General features: G+C 57.3%; 20 protein-coding genes. 14 read left to right on the forward strand and 6 right to left on the reverse strand.

Annotated elements, in window-relative coordinates; translation table 11 throughout:
• The first annotated feature begins 1 nt into the window (after position 1).
• The 9 genes from HX790_RS21825 to HX790_RS21865 all read left to right on the forward strand — a co-directional run bounded on the left by HX790_RS21825 (position 2) and on the right by HX790_RS21865 (position 7,341).
• On the forward strand, positions 2-319 hold the full coding sequence (locus HX790_RS21825) for a hypothetical protein (RefSeq protein ID WP_017138984.1): 318 nt from the start codon (positions 2-4) through the stop codon (positions 317-319).
• 82 nt (positions 320-401) lie between these two features.
• Complete coding sequence (locus HX790_RS21830; RefSeq protein WP_017138983.1) at positions 402-710, forward strand: hypothetical protein; 309 nt, start codon at positions 402-404, stop codon at positions 708-710.
• 316 nt (positions 711-1,026) lie between these two features.
• Positions 1,027-3,609 carry an autotransporter outer membrane beta-barrel domain-containing protein gene (locus tag HX790_RS21835; RefSeq protein WP_176992122.1) on the forward strand — a complete coding sequence of 861 codons (2,583 nt, stop codon included), beginning with the start codon at positions 1,027-1,029 and terminating at the stop codon, positions 3,607-3,609.
• A gap of 393 nt (positions 3,610-4,002) precedes the next feature.
• Complete coding sequence (locus HX790_RS21840) at positions 4,003-4,395, forward strand: DUF2846 domain-containing protein (protein WP_026013838.1); 393 nt, start codon at positions 4,003-4,005, stop codon at positions 4,393-4,395.
• Between the two features lie 75 nt (positions 4,396-4,470).
• Complete coding sequence (locus tag HX790_RS21845) at positions 4,471-4,953, forward strand: RDD family protein (RefSeq protein ID WP_138453803.1); 483 nt, start codon at positions 4,471-4,473, stop codon at positions 4,951-4,953.
• A gap of 214 nt (positions 4,954-5,167) precedes the next feature.
• Positions 5,168-5,563, forward strand: a complete 396-nt coding sequence (locus tag HX790_RS21850; RefSeq protein WP_100219310.1) for a hypothetical protein — start codon at positions 5,168-5,170, stop codon at positions 5,561-5,563.
• A gap of 151 nt (positions 5,564-5,714) precedes the next feature.
• On the forward strand, positions 5,715-6,002 hold the full coding sequence (locus tag HX790_RS21855; RefSeq protein ID WP_176992123.1) for a hypothetical protein: 288 nt from the start codon (positions 5,715-5,717) through the stop codon (positions 6,000-6,002).
• Positions 6,003-6,082: 80 nt separating this feature from the next.
• Complete coding sequence (locus HX790_RS21860) at positions 6,083-6,634, forward strand: hypothetical protein (RefSeq protein ID WP_176992124.1); 552 nt, start codon at positions 6,083-6,085, stop codon at positions 6,632-6,634.
• Positions 6,635-7,110: 476 nt separating this feature from the next.
• Entirely contained in the window at positions 7,111-7,341 is a 231-nt protein-coding gene (locus tag HX790_RS21865; RefSeq protein ID WP_017138978.1) for a hypothetical protein, read from the forward strand.
• Between the two features lie 227 nt (positions 7,342-7,568).
• Here the strand turns inward: HX790_RS21865 and HX790_RS21870 are convergent, their stop codons facing one another.
• From HX790_RS21870 to HX790_RS21880, 3 genes are all read right to left on the reverse strand, one after another.
• Complete coding sequence (locus tag HX790_RS21870) at positions 7,569-7,874, reverse strand: DUF6124 family protein (protein ID WP_017138977.1); 306 nt, start codon at positions 7,872-7,874, stop codon at positions 7,569-7,571.
• 552 nt (positions 7,875-8,426) lie between these two features.
• Entirely contained in the window at positions 8,427-9,314 is an 888-nt protein-coding gene (gene yghX, locus HX790_RS21875) for a YghX family hydrolase (protein WP_017138976.1), read from the reverse strand.
• 44 nt (positions 9,315-9,358) lie between these two features.
• Positions 9,359-9,853 (reverse strand): PaaI family thioesterase, encoded by a 495-nt coding sequence (locus HX790_RS21880; protein ID WP_017138975.1) that lies wholly within the window; start codon positions 9,851-9,853, stop codon positions 9,359-9,361.
• Between the two features lie 124 nt (positions 9,854-9,977).
• On the opposite strand from HX790_RS21880, the gene HX790_RS21885 reads away from it, so the two are divergent.
• Positions 9,978-10,547 carry a YceI family protein gene (locus tag HX790_RS21885; protein ID WP_026013837.1) on the forward strand — a complete coding sequence of 190 codons (570 nt, stop codon included), beginning with the start codon at positions 9,978-9,980 and terminating at the stop codon, positions 10,545-10,547.
• Here the strand turns inward: HX790_RS21885 and HX790_RS21890 are convergent.
• Positions 10,544-11,434, reverse strand: coding sequence for a DMT family transporter (locus HX790_RS21890; protein WP_176992125.1), 891 nt, complete (start codon positions 11,432-11,434; stop codon positions 10,544-10,546). The two genes, HX790_RS21885 and HX790_RS21890, sit on opposite strands and share 4 nt — an antisense overlap.
• 88 nt (positions 11,435-11,522) lie before the next feature.
• On the opposite strand from HX790_RS21890, the gene HX790_RS21895 reads away from it, so the two are divergent.
• Positions 11,523-12,848, forward strand: a complete 1,326-nt coding sequence (locus HX790_RS21895) for a PLP-dependent aminotransferase family protein (RefSeq protein ID WP_017138972.1) — start codon at positions 11,523-11,525, stop codon at positions 12,846-12,848.
• A gap of 16 nt (positions 12,849-12,864) precedes the next feature.
• Here the strand turns inward: HX790_RS21895 and HX790_RS21900 are convergent, their stop codons facing one another.
• A complete protein-coding gene (locus HX790_RS21900; protein WP_017138971.1) occupies positions 12,865-13,296 on the reverse strand; it encodes a nuclear transport factor 2 family protein in 432 nt (143 codons plus the stop codon).
• Positions 13,297-13,553: 257 nt separating this feature from the next.
• Between HX790_RS21900 and HX790_RS21905 the strand changes: the two genes are divergently transcribed.
• The 3 genes from HX790_RS21905 to HX790_RS21915 are packed head-to-tail and all read left to right on the forward strand — an operon-like array spanning position 13,554 to position 14,984.
• Complete coding sequence (locus HX790_RS21905; protein WP_017138970.1) at positions 13,554-13,772, forward strand: DUF6434 domain-containing protein; 219 nt, start codon at positions 13,554-13,556, stop codon at positions 13,770-13,772.
• Positions 13,769-14,239 (forward strand): RidA family protein, encoded by a 471-nt coding sequence (locus tag HX790_RS21910; protein WP_176992126.1) that lies wholly within the window; start codon positions 13,769-13,771, stop codon positions 14,237-14,239. Before HX790_RS21905 ends, HX790_RS21910 begins: the two co-directional genes overlap by 4 nt.
• Positions 14,240-14,246: 7 nt before the next feature.
• The gene (locus HX790_RS21915) at positions 14,247-14,984 is read left to right on the forward strand and encodes a CPBP family intramembrane glutamic endopeptidase (RefSeq protein ID WP_170037766.1); all 738 of its coding nucleotides are present in this window, start codon (positions 14,247-14,249) and stop codon (positions 14,982-14,984) included.
• 154 nt (positions 14,985-15,138) lie between these two features.
• Here the strand turns inward: HX790_RS21915 and HX790_RS21920 are convergent, their stop codons facing one another.
• On the reverse strand, positions 15,139-16,839 hold the full coding sequence (locus HX790_RS21920; protein WP_176992127.1) for an amidase: 1,701 nt from the start codon (positions 16,837-16,839) through the stop codon (positions 15,139-15,141).
• Positions 16,840-16,874 lie beyond the last annotated feature (35 nt).

Genomic DNA, 16,874 nt, shown 5'->3' on the forward strand with positions numbered 1-16,874 from the left:
AATGAATGAATTCATATTTCTGGGTGCGGGGCCGGAGCCCACTAGGCTTTGGGGTGAAACGCCTTTATTTAACTTAATTGATGGGCATAAGTTACTAGTTTTTTGCGATGAGCACGATGCAGCCGTACTCGGAATCGAGGGGTTCAAAGTCGTTGGAGGTAAAAGAGTGCCTGACATGGATTGTATTGCGGATTTTTCTGCCCTGGCTATGACTGCCGGAGAGCTATTCCCAGCTGAGTCTAGAAAATCGGCCAAGTACTTCCTAAGTACGATTTCAGACCCTGATACGTTATTGGAGTTCGTTTTAGTTAAAACTTGATGGTGCAAAAGCAACGGAAAAAGGGGACAGATTTATTTAAGTAACAAAGAGCTCGGACTAAATAAATCTGTCCCCTTTTTCAATGCTGCTTTCTGCTGCGGCTGACTACTTCGGTGATGATGGAATTTATAAAGATGGGCCTTATGAAGCGGGCGCGAAGGGCGAGGTGTGGCTGTTCGGCTGGGATAGCGCCGGGACTGCTTTCGGTTTCGACAGCGGAGACAACTGGCGTTTGTTGGAAATAGACAATATGCGTTGGGTAACGCGACTTGACTTATCCTTTTGTCAGTTCGTCGAAGGGCTGTTGGTTTGTTATCCACAGCGGCCAGTGAGCTTTGCGAATGGAGTTTGGCGCGACTCGGGAGATGTTTCTTACAACGCTCCGGTTTAGGCGCTACAGCCTGGCGTACCTAAAAAGTAGGTCCAAAAGCTTCTGCAAGTACTGTAGGGAGCACTGCTCAAAATGGCGAGGCCGCCACAGTAGGAAAAGGGGACAGATTTATTTAAGTAACAAAGAACTCGGAGAATTAAATAAAACTGTCCCCTTTTTTCCCGCTTTTTTCCCGTTGTAATGAGCGGGACGCTGATCGGTGTCATTCAGGTGCCGGTCAGTAGCAGGCGTTAGCGCTCAAATAGGTTGTTCCATTTTTTGAACCTGTAGCCGCCCGGGTAATGGGTGGTGTTGTCTGTCATACATGGAGTTTCACATGAAGCAAAAGTCGTTTAATAAAAGCGCGTTGGCCATGATGGCCGGGCTCATCAGTAGCCAGGCGCTGGCCGTTGAGGTGGATATCGGTCAAGGCAAGACCACGTGGTTCGGCGAGACGCTCAATGAGTCACTGACCCTTACCGGAACATTGTCTGAGCCCACGAACTTGACCGCCAGCCAAGGCACGAGCAATTGGAGAGGGGTGAGTGTCGCCGACACCAGGATCCAGGGTTCGTTGATCAATCGTGCGGATATTGTGCTGGATTCTCAGGGGCGTTCCATTCGTGCGTTTGCCGTGGACCCGGACGTGTCGCTGGCAACCAATCCCGGCACAAGCACCATCACTGGTGACGTGATCCAGGCCGGCAAAATCATCATGAACAACGGCGGCTATGAAGGTCTTGAAATAGGCGGTACCACCATCGGTGGAAGTGTCATCAACTCCGGTACGATCCAATCCACAGCCCCAACATCTGGCTCCCTGAGCGGCGGCGATGGCATTTATCTGCATGGCACCACAGTGGCGGGTGATGTCTCCAACACCGGCGTGATAGCAATGGTGGGTGATGACTCCCTGGGTATGGCGCTGGACCGGCGCGGCACGTTGCAGACCAGCATCGGTGGCAAGATCCTCAACTCCGGGACGTTGTCGGTGACAGGTAAAGACGCTTGGGCTTTTGAGGTGGAGACCAGTACAACCCCATTGAGAATCGAAAACAGCGGTCTGATCTCTGCCAATGGCTCCGACGCCAAAGGCATCGCATTTTTTGACGGCACCGTCGACTACATCCTCAACACCGGCACGATTGAAGCCAAAGGCGAAAACGCCAAAGCCTTCGACTTCCAGGGCGCAGCCTTCGCCCAGAACAGCGCAACCGGCTCCCGTGGCATCGTCAACCGCGGCACCATCAGCGCCGACGGCACGGCCATTTTTGTTGATGCTGTCGAGCAAACGTCGCCCTTCGAAATCAATCAGCAAGCCGGCGAAATCCGCAGTAACTCCGGCACTGCCATCGATGCGGCTCATTTGGCCACTCTGAACTGGTCCGGCGGCAAAATCGTCGGTGACGTACTCAACGTGAATGCCGTGAACATCGCCGGCCAGGCGGACTTTACCGGCAACCGTATCATCGCGCCGGTAACCATCAACGCCGGCTCCTTGAACCTGTCTGCCCCCGGCACCATCCTCACCGGTGACCTAAATGTCGCCAGTGGCGCAGGCATTGATATGCGCCTGGCCAACAGCGTCGTGCCAACCACGCCGTACCTGACGGTCACTGGTGCAGCGAATTTCGCCCAGGCTTCAAAGGTGACTTTGAGTGCCAATCCAGGTGATTTCACCGCCGTGCCGAGTGGCACCGAATACACCCTGTTGCAAGCCAGCAGCGTGCAGAACAATGGCCTGACGGTTAGCAGCACCTCGTCGTTGCTGGATGTGCTCAGCTATTCGACAGATGCGCAGACAGTCAAGGCTGTGGTTGGCTTGAAGAGCAATCAACAGGTACAAGAAGCGCTTCTCAACGTCGGCGCCACTGAGCAGGTCGTCACCGCAGTCAACGAAGTGAAAAATGACGTGCTTGGGCAGTTGGGCGCGAACGATCCGGTGTTCCAGTCCTTGGCCAGTGCGGGCACGGCGCAGCAACTGGCGCAGATCGGTGAGCAGCTCAAGCCAGATGTAAACCGTGGTGCATTGGATGTGGCGTTGTCGGGCCAGACAGTGATCAATGGCGCGATCCTTAATCGCCTCACCGGCCAACGGGATAACCGCGAAGCCGTTGGTGTGTGGTTGCAAGGCTTGAGCAGCAACATGGACCAGGACGGTCGTGGTGGTAATAACGGTTATTCGGCCAACAGCAGTGGTATGGCAGTGGGTGTGGATGGTCGGTTGAACGACAGCACTACGCTGGGCGTGGCGTACAGCTACATCAATTCCAATATCCATTCGGACCTGGGCAACAAGACCGAAGTGCAGGGCAACGCGCTATCGCTGTATGCCAACTGGTCGCTGCAGAACTGGTTTGTCGATGGCAGCTTGGGCTACGGCCATAACGACAACGACAGCAAGCGTCATGTGGCCGGTACCACGGCCAAGGGCAGTTATGGCAGCGATGTGTTGTCGGCCAGCGTGCTGGGCGGCTACACCTTCAAGTTGTCGGAGGCGGTACTGGTTGAACCGCGAGTGGCGGCACGTTATTCCAGCGTGCACATGGACGGCTTCAACGAGAAGGGTTCTGCGGCAGCGCTGAGCACCGGTTCGCAACGTTATGAAGTGGGCGAGTTGGGCGCAGGTTTACGTCTGGCCGGCAACTTCCCGCTGTCCATGGGAAGCCTGCAACCGGAAGCGACCTTGATGGCCTATCACGACCTCATGGGTGATCGCGTGGCGCAGACCTCGAGCTTTGTGATGGGCGGCTCGGCGTTTACCGTCACCGGTGCCTCGGTGGCGCGTGACAGTTACGAAGCCAGCCTGGGCCTGAATTATCAGGTGTCGGCGCTGACGGTGGGTGCCAGCTACACACGTCAGGCGCGTAGCGGGTTTGATGCCGATGGTGTGATGGTTAAGGCGCAGTACGCGTTTTAAGGAGCAACAGCATGAAGGTGGCTCTTTGGGAGCCCCCTTCATGCAATCGGTTTAATCGGATAACAGGTAAGGAGGCCCGGTGGGCAAAAGCCGGCACATTACTTTGTCTGGTAACGGTTATGAGGGACAAACAAAGGGCTCGGAAAATTAAATAAATCCCCTTTTTTTACGCTGGCCCACGCACAACGCTTCACGTCTTCATCCCCATGGCCGATACCCTGGCGATGATTAAACGCATCAAAGAACCCGCGCCGGCCAATCGCCGGCGCTCTCAACCCGCTCTACCGTCACACCACAAGGAAGAAGTACATGATCAAGCTGTTCTGCAAAGCTGCTGTTGTATTGTCCCTGGCCACGCTGTTTGGCTGCTCCTCGACGCCGTCGGTGGAGAAGATGCAGGCTGACGTGGCGAACTACTCGTTGCCCAAGGCCGCCGTCGCCGATAAAGGCCTGGTGTATGTCGTGCGCCCAAGCAACGTGGGGATGATGGTGCGGTTCAACGTGTTCCTGGATGACAAGGAAGCCGACTCGGAGATGGGTTACAACCGTGGTAACCAGTACATTTATTTCTTCGTGTCGCCGGGCCAGCACGTGATCAGTTCCAAAGCTGAAAACTGGGCTGACATGCCGATCAACGTCAAGGCCGGTGAGGTGGTTTACCTCAAGCAGGAAGTCGAAATGGGCTTCGCCGTGGCGCGCAACAGCCTCAAAGTGCTGAGCGATGTGGAAGGCCGTTATCTGGTCAAGGACGCGTCGTTGGGTACCATTGCAAAAGAAAGCAAGTGAGTAAAAAAGCGATTGAGGCGGCCGGGCGTTGAGCTTGGCCGTTGTTGCTGTTTACATAAGCCGGAGTGACACCGTATGGACGCAATTACCCCCGCTAAACGGCCGACCATTTTGGCTAGCATCGGCCGTCGCCTGCTGGCCCGAATCATCGACTCTGGCATCGCGGTGCTGATCTTTTTCATCGTCAAGTTCGGCGCCGAGGTGCTGTCGGCGTCCGTCCCCGCCGTGACGGCCAAGGGCGGGTTCCTTGCGGCGTTTTTCGCAGGTTTTGCCTACCTCTTGCTCGCAGACGCGCTGCCCAATGGCCAGAGCCTGGGCAAGCGCTTGCTGAGCATCGCGGTCGTCGACCGTAAAACCCGCAAGGGCTGCTCCATTTCTCAGTCGCTCACCCGCAATGCCGGGGTGCTGGTGATCATCGACTGGGTGTGGATTTTCCTTGAGTCCAGAACCCGCCTCGGCGATATGTTCGCCAAAACCATCGTGATTCAAACCGGCAACTTGACTAAGGTACGCGGTCTTGCCGACATCTATGACGACGGGAAGCCCGGCACTGCTTGAGGGTGGTAGCTCTGGTTTCAACGTGTAGGTTAAAAGGCTCTGGGGCGAAAAGGGGACAGATTTTTTTAAGTAACAAAGAACTCGGAAAATCAAATAAATCCGTCCGCTTTTTCTCCCCTGGGCGGAAAATGTGGGTAATTTATTTGATTTTACGTGGTCGATATCACAAGTAAATTTGGCACCTTTTTTCTTATGTCCTTGGGAGAGTGTAAAAATGAAACGTACTGAACTTTCCGAGCTGGAGCTACCGACAATGAGGGAGGAGCTTCTGTCTTATATGGGTGGGTTGTCAGACGCTAATTATCAGTATCGGGCCTGGGTTGAACACTCCTTGCCAGAGTCTGGGTATGACAAACTCGATTACACTGTGCATTTCTTATATGATGATACCGGGCTCGCTAAGGATCCCTATGCTTGGATAGGTGTGGTTCTGAGAAATACGGAAGAAGCCAGTTCTATGGCAGCCCTTGTGAGTGCCATTGATGTGGTTTTTGATAAGTATGGCGTTGATCTTTCTGATAAGGATTACTTGGAGAAGAAAGAGTGGCAGTTAGTGGTGGATAAGGCTAAGTCCGCGCTTGAGGTTCTTCTCTGTGATGGCAAAGGTTAGCCCGCCTTCCCACTTAAAAATGAAATTTATTGCCATTTTTGTCCTGGTAGGTATTTAGGGAAAAGGGGATGGGTTGGTTTAAGTAACAAAGGGCTCGGAAAGTTAAATAAATCTGTCCCATTTTTCTCGAGAAATGAATGCGGTAGCCAAATTGAAAGCTTGGAATTTTCAAGTGTTAATGCTTGTTCAAGCGATGCTAGGGGCAGTTACTCCAAACTTTAGAATGGTGGTGTTATCTTGTGAGGTTGATGTCTGGGTAATAAGATTTTATCTCGAGAAAAATATAGAAGATGATATCGCTGAGATAGAAGACATTATATGTCAATATGCCGCGTATCAGGATTCGAGTTTACAATGCAAGTCAGAGATTTTAGTCGGTAATGAAAATCTACCTAGTTTTTCGGAAGGCAATAGGGCTGTTTATCGTCGAAAAGAGTGATTTTTGAGTTGAAAAAATGGGTCGGATCCTGCGAAAAAAATGCGATCAGATCACTAATGTGGAGAGCTAGGTTGTTCTAAATGAGCACTAAAGGTGGTCTGATCTCTACTGTTTCTAATGAGTTTAGTGGGCATTACTGGAAGAATTGGACGCTTCAGGTCAAGGGAGAAATGGGGTCAGATCACTATTCTTCTGGCGGTGCATTAAACGTGGTCTGCCCCATATTTTTCAAGAACAAAATGATGGATGGATTGGTTTGGCTTGAAAAACTCAAGGAGTCATTTTCTTCAACTGGTCTGGGTTATGAAGATCTTTACGAACTCATAGAGGCTGCTATAGCGAGAAGGAGGACTAACTTCCCGGCTTTTATCTATGATGCTTCGCGGGGGGTTGGCGTCTCTGTAAGTGAAGGTTTTTTTTACTCTCTCGATCAGGATTGGGACGATCCAGAGGATTTCAATGAGGTCAGCTTTTTTTTGGGCGAGGTGGAAACTTCAAGTCTTCCAGTGCCTGACTACGTTTTCCTGATGAAAATTGCAGCTCATGTATACTCTACTTTCTTTCCTGATGATGGGGGCGCTGTTCTAAGGTCTGCTGAAAGATTAGAAAAGCGTTACTCAAAAAGGTTTTAGTCTAGTTGAATCGTTCAGTAAAAGGAAAACAGGATAAAAATAAGTCAGAACACTATTCTTCTTTGGAAGAGCAAAAAATGGGGTTATGCTACTATTTTTTACGGAGCACTAAACGCGGTCTGACCCCTATTTTTCGCCTATTCTTCTGGCGGAGCACTAACGTTGTCTGACCCTGAGGAATCCCTGCAGTAACGAACTGACACAACTCATCAGTGTTGTCAGGCGACGAGAATGGATTGAAGGCAGTGCTTGAGCGAGCGCTCTGTGTAAAAAACGGATGGCTTGCATGGGTCGAGGATCTTGTTTTAGTGTGGTGCAAACCAAGTTGCCGACTCATGCAGGCTTCTTCAATGATTCCAACTTCTTGATTTTTCTTAAGAAAAATCGGGGATCCCTCAGGGTCAGACCACTATTGTTCTTGCTGAGTATTAAGCGTGGATTGGCCCCTATTTTTCCAGAGTTGAAGAGTTAGGAATATGTACTCACAAGCCGACCTCGCTATGGATTTAGAAAAAGCACTGGTTAACGGTTTCGATGTCTTTAGGATTTCTAAACTGGCATTTGAAATTTATCAAAACCATGGCTTAGAAATCACTGCTCCCATGGATCGAGCACTTCTCACATTGATGGCAATGGAGGACGGTGAGGAGTTTGAGTTGACTGAGTCCGAGCTTTTGGGTCTGATTTCAGCGATTAAAGCAGTGTAGATGGAGCAAAAGAGATCGAGTGGGATCAGACCACTATTCTTCTGACGGAGCACTAAACGTGGTCTGCCCCCTATTTTTTTTGAAAAACCTTCCTGAATCGGCAAACTGGCTCATGAGGGAAAGTGCCCAGTTCGGCTTGCTGCCTACGGCGGTGTATCAGTCATTAATCCGGCACTGACACACCGCCTTCGCAGGCAAGCCAGCTCCCACAGTTGGTTTGTGGTGTGTCAGCAGGTTTTGGGTTGCAGGCACTCCAGCGCACGGTCGGCCAGGGTTTGGGCCATGTCGATCAGGTGTTCGGTGGCACCGGCCATGTGGCGTTGATCGTCTGTCAGGCCTTGGGTGGTGTCGGCAGCGGTGGCGGCTGCGCAGCGCAGCAGGTCGCAGAGTTGGGCGAGGGCGTCTTCGAAGCTGAGGTCGTTCTGCACCGTAAAGGAGTGCGGCGACTCGGGTTGCAAGTAGTGACGTAAGGCGCGTTCAAACACTTCACGGTCGGGGGTAAAGCGCGGTGGATCAGGGACAATTTTGCTCATGCATAAGCTCCTACTGAAATGGGAGCCATCCGAATGCCGTTTCCACACGACAAAGGGTGGCAGCTGTACGCAGGGTGGAAAACCGGACAGTAGGACCCGGCCAGACCGAAGTCTGCCCACGTACAGCCGCCATATAACGTTCTGAAGGCAAAAAGAAAGCGCCGACATTGGTCAGATGGTGCTGGCGCTTGGCGCCCACTGATTCCCAGGTTTCCACACCCGATCGCTGATGTGCAGCGACAGAGCGAAGGCTAGCCAGTGGCGTGAGCAGGCGCAAGGCCAAAGGATTGTCTAGGAAACTTCCTGCAAATTAAAGCGATATGGATTGCTGGCCTTTGACCATGCATGTCGATCAGGCAACACCGATCAAAGCTGAGAGGCGGGGTGTTGTGGCGAGCGGGCTTGCCCCGCGTTGGGCTGCGCAGCAGCCCCAGGGGAGTCAACGCGGTTTTCCAGATGTATCGCGTCGTGAGGTGTCAGGGCCGCTTCGCGCCCCAGCGCGGGGCAAGCCCGCTCGCCACAAGAAGTTAGCTGCCACAGTTCTGAACGTGTTCAGACCAGGTATTTGCGGAACCAGCCCAACGTGCGCTCCCACGCCAGATTCGCCGCTGCCTCGTCATATCTCGGCGTCGAATCATTATGAAAGCCATGATTGGCGCCCTTATAAATAAACGCCTCATAGGTGGTGCCTGCGGCCTTCAACGCCTGTTCATACGCCGGCCAACCCTCGTTGATTCGCGTGTCCAACTCGCCATAGTGCAGCATGATCGGCGCCTTGATGCGTGGCACGTCCTTCGCTTCTGGCTGCCTGCCGTAAAACGACACCGCTGCGCCGAGTTCTGGATAAGCCACCGCCGCCGCATTGGTCACGCCGCCGCCATAACAGAAGCCGGTAATCCCGACTTTGCCGGTGCTGCTGTCGTGGTGCATCAGCCATTCGATGGCGGCGAAGAAGTCGTTCATGAGTTTGGTGGGGTCGACTTTTTGTTGCAGTTCCACGCCTTTTTCATCGTTGCCGGGGTAGCCGCCCACGGAGGTGAGGCCGTCGGGTGCCAGGGCGATGAAGCCGGCTTTGGCCAGGCGCCGGGCGACGTCTTCGATGTAGGGGTTAAGGCCTCGGTTTTCGTGCACCACCACCACGGCGGGCAGTTTGCCGCTGGCCTTGGCCGGGCGTACGAGGTAGCCGCGCACGGTGCCGTTGCCTTTGGGTGAGGGGTAGGTGATGTAGTCGGCGACGATGTCTGGGTCGGTGAATTTGACTTGTTCGGCCAGCGCGTAGTTGGGGCTCAGGGCTGCCAGCAGGGCCGAGGCGGTGAGGCCGCCGAAGGTGAACAGCGCGGCGCGGTCGAGAAATTCGCGGCGGTTGAGCTTGCCGTGGGCGTAGCCGTCGTAGAGTTCCAGCAGTTCGGGGGCGAAGTCTTTCGCGGTGAGACGAGTCATCGGAGCAGTCCTCGATTAGCGGTGGTCATCACTGTAGACCAGGATCAACGTTCGCGGCCATGGGCGGAATCCGACAGTTGCCGGGTATCGACGCGCACGAACACCGAGTCGCCGAGGGCGGTGAGCACGTCACCGGCGTACACCTCGCAGACCACGCGGCTTTTACGCCCCACGTCGCCTTCAACACGCGCGCGCAGGGTCAGCGTGACGCCCATGGGCGTGGGCTTGATGAATTTGATCCCCAGGTTACCGGTCACGCAGTCGATACGCGGCAGGCTGCCGGGCTCGCGCTGTTCGTTGCGGTAGTGGTAGGCCATGGCGGTCCAGTTGGAGTGGCAGTCGACCAGCATGGCGATCAGGCCGCCGTAGACCAGGTCCGGCCAGCCGCTGTAGTGGGCTTCGGGCAGGTGCTCGGCGATCACATGGATACCATCGGCATCCCAACGGCTTTTGATGTGCAGGCCATGGGGGTTGCTGCCGCCGCAGCCGTAGCAGATGCCTTCGGGCGCGGTGATGTCCTGCAGGGAAGGGGTGTGCATGCAAAGTCCTTATTGTTTCTTTTGGCGACTACTCTGTTTAGCAGGGCACGCTGCGAAAGGGAATAAAACCATGGCATGGCGTGTTAGCTCAGCACATCTGTTCATTTGTCTTGCGGAGTGTTGCATGAAGCGTCGAATGCCCCTGTTTGTAAGCCTGGCGGTCCTCCTTGGTGTGTTTCTCGGCAGCGCGCAGGCCGTGGAATACAAAGACGTCAACCGCACTGCCAGCCAGATCAGTTTTACCTTTCAGCAGTTCGGGCAGCGCGTGTATGGCACCTTCAGTGACTTTGAAGGCACCCTGACCTTTGACACGCAAAAGCCTGAGGCGGCGCATGCGTTGCTCAAGATCCAGCTCGCCAGCATCGACGCCGGCAGCCAGGACGCCAATACCCAATTGCAGCAACCGGCGTGGTTCGACACCGCGACCTATCCTGTGGGCGTGTATGAGTCCAATGGCGCCACGGCGCTGGGCGATAACCGCTACAAGATCACCGGTAACCTGACGATCAGGGGCATCACGCGGCCGGTGGATATTGAGGTGCAGCTCAAGGAGCAAAGCGGCATCGGCGTGTTTGACGGGGCGTTCATCCTCAAGCGCAGCGACTTCAAGATTGGTGAGGGTGAATGGGCGGGCAACAGCGTGGTGTCCAATGACATCAACATCAAATTCAAGATGGTTGCGCCGCAGCGCTAACGGGCAAACTGCTTGGCCCCGGCCACACAGCCGATCACCGCAACCGTCACCAGCACCATGCCCAGGCTGACCTGCTCATGCAGCAGGCCCGCCGCCAGCGCCAGGCCGAAAAACGGTTGCAGCAACTGCAACTGGCCGACCGCAGCGATGCCCCCCTGGGCCAGGCCGCGATACCAGAACACAAAGCCGATCAGCATGCTGAACAGCGACACATAGCCCAGGCTCAGCCACGCCGGCAGGCTGATGCCCGTGAGGGTTGCCGGCGCCAGCATCACGCTCAACGGCGCCACCACCGGCAACGACACCACCAGCGCCCAGCAGATCACCTGCCAGCCGCCCAGGCTGCGCGACAACGTGGCGCCTTCGGCGTATCCCAGGCCGCACACCAATACGGCCAACAGCATCAGCAGGTCACCGGCCGGCGCGGCGCTCAAGCCTTGGGCAACGGCGTAGCCCATCACCAGCAGGCTGCCGAGGATCGAAAACACCCAGAACACCAGGCGTGGCCGCTCGCCGCCACGCAGTACACCAAACACTGCGGTGGCCAGCGGCAGCAGGCCAATGAACACGATGGAGTGGGCCGAGGTCACGTATTGCAGCGCGAGTGCCGTGAGCAGGGGAAAACCGATCACCACACCCAGGGCGACGATCACCAGCGGCCCCCATTGGTGGCGTGCAGGGCGTTTTTCCCTGAACAACCCCAACAACAGCACGCCGAGCACCGCGGCAATGGCGGCGCGGATCATGGTCAGAAACACCGGGTTGAACTCCATCACCGCCAGGCGCGTGGCTGGCAAGGAGCCGCTGAAGATGACGACGCCGATAAAGCCGTTGATCCAGCCTTGGGCGCTGGTGTCCGGTGCAGTGAGGCTTGCGGTGCGTTCCATGGTGAGGGCTCGAACTAGGTGGTTGCGTAAACACCATCCTAGGGGCCAGGATTAAGACAATCAAAAAATTGTCATGGATACACCGCCTATGCCGCGCGCCCGCTACAAGTCGCTGGTCGACACCTTTGCCCAAGACATCCGCAGCGGCGCACTGGCGCCCGGCACACGCCTGCCCACGCACCGGCAATTGGCGGCTGAACATGGCCTGGCGTTGGTCACCGCGAGCCGGGTGTACACCGAGCTTGAAGCCATGGGCCTGGTCAGCGGCGAAACCGGGCGCGGCACCTTTGTGCGGGAAATCGCGTTGCCGCCAGGGCAGGGCAGTGGGCAGATGAATGTGGCCACCGGCATGCTCGACCTGAACTTCAATTACCCCTCGCTGCCCGGTCAGGCAGACCTGCTGCGCACCGCTCTGCGCCAATTGGCGCTGTCGGGCGACCTGGAAGCGCTGTTGCGTTACCAGCCGCATGCCGGTCGCCTGCATGAGCGCGCTGCCGTGGCACGGCATCTATTGAGCCGAGGCCTGGCGGTTGAGGCGGAGCAGGTGCTGATGGTCAGCGGCGCCCAGCACGGCCTGGCGGTGACGATGATGGCGTTGCTCAAGCCTGGGGATGTAATTGCCGTGGATGCGCTGACCTATTCAGGCTTCAAGGTGTTGGCCGAAACCCTGCACCTGGAAATCGTCGCCATTCCCGTGACCGCCAGCGGCCCGGATCTGGCGTTCCTGCACGCGCTGTGCCGCAGGCGCCCGGTGCGTGCGGTGTACAGCATTCCAACCCTGCATAACCCGTTGGGGTGGGTGATGAGCCTTGCGCAACGCGTGCAACTGATTGCCATCGCGCGTGAGCACCATCTGATGCTCATTGAGGACGCGGCCTATGCGTTTCTGGCAGAAGACGCGCCACCGCCGCTGGCCACATTGGCGCCTGAGTGCACGGTGTACGTGGGCGGGTTATCCAAAAGCGTTGCCACGGGTTTGCGCGTCGGGTTTATCGCCGCGCCGTTGGAGTGGGTGAAAAAACTGGAGCGCACGATCATGGCCACCACCTGGAACGTGCCCGGTGTGATGAGCGCGATTGCGGTGGGCTGGATCGAGGACGGCACCGTCGCGCAGCTCGAAGCACAAAAGCGCCAGGACGCACGGGCACGCCAAGCCTTGGCTGCTCAGGTGCTCAAAGGCGTGCCTTACATCAGCCATCCGTCTTCGTATTTTTTGTGGTTGCCGCTTGGGGACGAGGCGCGGGCCGATCAGGTGGCCATGGCCTTGCAGCGCGAGCAGATTTCCGTGTCCACCGCCGAGCCGTTTGCGGTCTCGGCCACGGTGCCGCACGCGCTGCGCCTGGCGCTGGGTTCGGTGAGCATGGCCGCGCTGGGTGAGGCGCTGCTGAAGGTCCGGGAAGCGGTGCGGTGGTGAGCCGCACCGCTTGGCGTCAGTATTTGTAAGCCTGACGCCCGATCAGCAGCCATTTGCCTTTTTGCTTCTGCCAGACCTGGAAGTTGTCGATATCGGTCGGCACTTCGACGCCGCTGTTCACGGCCAGGGCGTGAAAGTGGTTGCGCACCAGTGCGGTGTCGCCGTCCAGGGTGATGGTCTGGTTTTGCATTTCGAGGGTTTTGAACGCGCTGGTGTGGGTTTCCAGGTCAGCGATAAATTGCGCTTTGTTCTGCACCTTGCCGCTGGAGTGGCCATAGGTGAGCTTGTCGGACGTCAGCGCGTGCAGCGCCTTGAGGTCCAGGTGCAGCATGGCTTGGGTCAGTTGGTCGACCGCTTGAGCCACATCCTTTTCGGCCGGGGCAGGCGCAGCTGCGACGTAGCCGGTGAACAGGCACAGAAAACCGATCAGCACTTTGACGTTTGGCATGGGTGTTTCCTTATTGTTGTTGGGGTGAACACGACAACTTAAGTCGTCGTACAACCATGCAATATTTTCGAGGGGCAAGGAAAGTGAAATTTTGAAATATCTCGAAAAGATTAAGCTGGATGGCGTCGTAAATCACATAGCTTCTTGTACGACGTCCCAACACAATAAATAACTGAGGGCGGTACACCTTGTCGCTTCCAGCCCAACAAGCCGATCGCTATGCTACTGCGCAAATAACAAGCCGCCCGAGAGACAACATGGATTTTGACTGGCACAGCGACGCCATCACCCGCGCCACTCCCGTGACCCCACACTACAAAAATACCCAGAACGTTCGCCGTTTCATGCTCGAACACTGCGGCCCGACGTTCAAGTTCGACCGGCCGTTCATGGCCTGGATTCGCAACGACATGCCCAAAACCTTGGGCGATGTGGTGGATGAGTGGCAACGCCGCAACGAGGACGCACGCCCATGACACGCGACGAAAAATACCAGGCTGCCCAGGAACGCATCGGCTACCTGCTGGAGGAATTCAAAATCGGCGGCAACTACACGCCGTTGGTGCGCGATGGCAACCAACTGTACATCAGCGGCCAGATTCCGCGTGTCGGTGACACCCTCATGCTGCCGGGCAAGGTCGGTGAAAGCCTGACCCTGGCCCAGGCGCAAATCGCCGCCAGTATCAGCGCGTTGCGTTGCCTGGGGTTGCTCAAGCAAGCGCTGGGTTCGCTGGATCAGGTCAAGACCCTCGTGCGTATCACCGTGTATGTGCGCAGCGCCGAAGACTTTGATCAGCAAAGTGAAGTGGCCAACGCCGCGTCGGACCTGTTCCACGAAATCCTCGGCGCTGCCGGTGTGCACACGCGCACGTCGGTGGGGGTGATGCAGTTGCCCAAATCGGCGGCCGTCGAAATCGACATGATCGCTGTTGCACACGATTGAACTGGCGATGATCACCCAAGGGCTTGAGGTACTGAACGACTACGCCGTGCACTTGGCGCCGGGTCTGCTGCTGTTTGGTGCGTGGTTCGCGTTGACACCGAGAGCGCAGGTGGCGATGCGCATCCTGATTCTGCTGGCGGCGTTTGTGCTGATGCGCGATGTGATGACACCGCTGGGTATGTGGGCGGTGAGTCGCGATGTGCAGATCGCATTCAGTGGCAATGCCTTCGTACTGGCGGCGCTGGGCGGGCTGTCGGTGCTGCTGATCATGCTGCTCTCACGCCTGGCACCCGAGTTGTGGCGGTTGATGCGTTGGTCCATTGGCAACCCGTTGGTTGGCATGGCGGTGGGGGTTGTGGTCGGCTGTTTGATCGGCGTGCCGCTGCGGGTTTACCAAGGCATTGATGCAAGCCAGTTCCACGGCTACTGGGTGTGGTTGCCGGGCATGGTGGTATTGGCCTATGGCGCCAATGCGTTGGAGGAAGTGCTGTTCCGCGGCTTTTTGCAGGGTTACCTGGAGCAACAGGTTTCGCCATTGCGCGCTGCATTGATCAGCGGCGTGGCCTTTGCAGCCTGCCATGGGTTCCTGGCCTTAAGCGTTACCCAACTGGGCTGGCCGGTGTTGCTGTTCACCCTGCTTGAAGGGTTGGCCTGTGCGCTGGTGCGCATGCGTTACGGCGTACTGCCCGCTGCACTCGCCCACGGCACCGCCATCCTGCTGATCGCCGTGCCCTACATGGCCTGATATTAAACACAACCCTGATCGCCCTGATCGTTCCCACGCTCCGCGTGGGAATGCAATCCTGGACGCTCTGCGTCCGCTCTTGAAGTCGTGACGCGGAGCGTCACAGAATGCGTTCCCACGCGGGGCGTGGGAACGATCAGTGATCCCACATTTTTTACAACGGCGGTGTGCGCGGTGGGATCAGGCGTTTGCTGCCGGTGGCTTCATACGCGCTGGCAAAGCTCAGCAGCGCCGAATCATCGTAAGCACGACCGGCAAAGGTCAGGCCGACGGGCATGCCGATGTCGGCCATCACGCCCATCGGCACGGTGACGGTGGGCACGCCGAGGTGGCGGATGGCGAGGTTGCCGTTGGCGACCCACACGCCATTGCTCCAGGCGATGTCGGCACTGGCTTCGTTCACGTCGGCATCTGCCGGGCCTACATCGGCCACGGTCGGGAACAGCACCGCATCGAGCCCAAGCGTGTCCATCCAGTCTTCCAGGTCGATGCGCCGGGTTTGCTCCAGGCCGCGCAAACCGTCCGGCACCGTGCTGATCTCGTTCCACGGCGTGATGCCGCGCTCGGCCATGCGCACGTATTCGTCCATGCCGGCGGCCAGGTCATCTTCACGGTTGGGCAGGGTGCCCGGGTCATGCGGGAAGATTTTCGGCCCGTCGACATCCGCCAGGCGGTTAAGCGCCGGGTCGTTGTTGGCGCGCAGGAAGTCATCGAAGGCCCAGGCCGACAGTTCCCACAATTCGTCGTGCAGGAATTCCCTGGAAACCAAGCCACGGGTAAACACGGTTGGCGCGCCAGGGCGATCGCCTTCGCAGTTGGACACCAGCGGGAAATCCACCTCGATCACTTCGGCGCCGGCGGCTTGCAGCGCCTTGCGTGCACCTTCCCACAGGTCGATCACGCTGGCGCGGGTGTTGATCTTCTGCCCGGTCGGCCCGCCAATGCCGGGCTTTTCGCTGGTGCCCGCCTCGGGGGCGGCATTGATGTACATGCGCGGCACGCCGAAACGTTTACCGGCGAGGGCTTCGCTGCTTACCGCCAAGTCGGCGTAAGACGCGGGGCGCACCGACGCCACGCTCGGGATCGGCACCCAGGGCTGCAGGCGCCACAGGTCGCCACGGGTGTCGGAGTCTTCGGCGACCACCACATCCAGCACTTCCAGCAGGTCGGCCATGGTGCGTGCATAGGGCACCACCACGTCCATGGTCGGCGTGAGCGGCCAGTTGCCGCGTACCGAAATCACCCCACGGGACGGTGTGTAGGCGCACAAACCATTGTTGGACGCCGGGCCACGCCCGCTCGACCAGGTTTCTTCAGCCACACCAAAGGCGGCGAAGCTTGCCGCCGTGGCGGTACCCGCCCCGTTGGACGAACCGGAGGCAAACGGTGCAGTCAGGTAGTCGGCGTTGTAAGGGCTTTCGGCACGGCCATACACACCCCGCTGCATCCCTCCATTGGCCATCGGCGGCATATTGGTCTTGCCCAGGCAGATGGCGCCGCCCGCTCGCAGGCGTTCGATGGTGAAGGCGTCGCGCTGCGCAACCAGCTTGGCAAAGGCCGGGCTGCCGGATGCGGCCGTAAGGCCCTTGACCAGGTAGCTGTCCTTGGCGGTATAGGGAATGCCGTCCAATGGCCCCAACGTTTCACCCCTGGCCCGGCGCGCATCGGACGCCTCGGCTTCTTTGAGGGCTTCAGGGTTGCGCACCACCACGGCGTTCAGCGCGGTGGCGGTCTGCGGGCCGTCATAGGCATCGATCCGCGCCAGGTAGGCGTTTACCAGTTCAACGGCAGTGGTCTGGCCGGTTTCAAGCGCCGCGCGCAGTTGGGCAATGGAGACTTCGGTAACTTGCATCACGTTTTTTTCGCCGCCTTCAAGTGGGAGGTATGGCG

Origin of the sequence: Pseudomonas sp. IPO3747 (assembly GCF_013385245.1) — a bacterium.
Lineage (GTDB): Bacteria > Pseudomonadota > Gammaproteobacteria > Pseudomonadales > Pseudomonadaceae > Aquipseudomonas > Aquipseudomonas edaphica.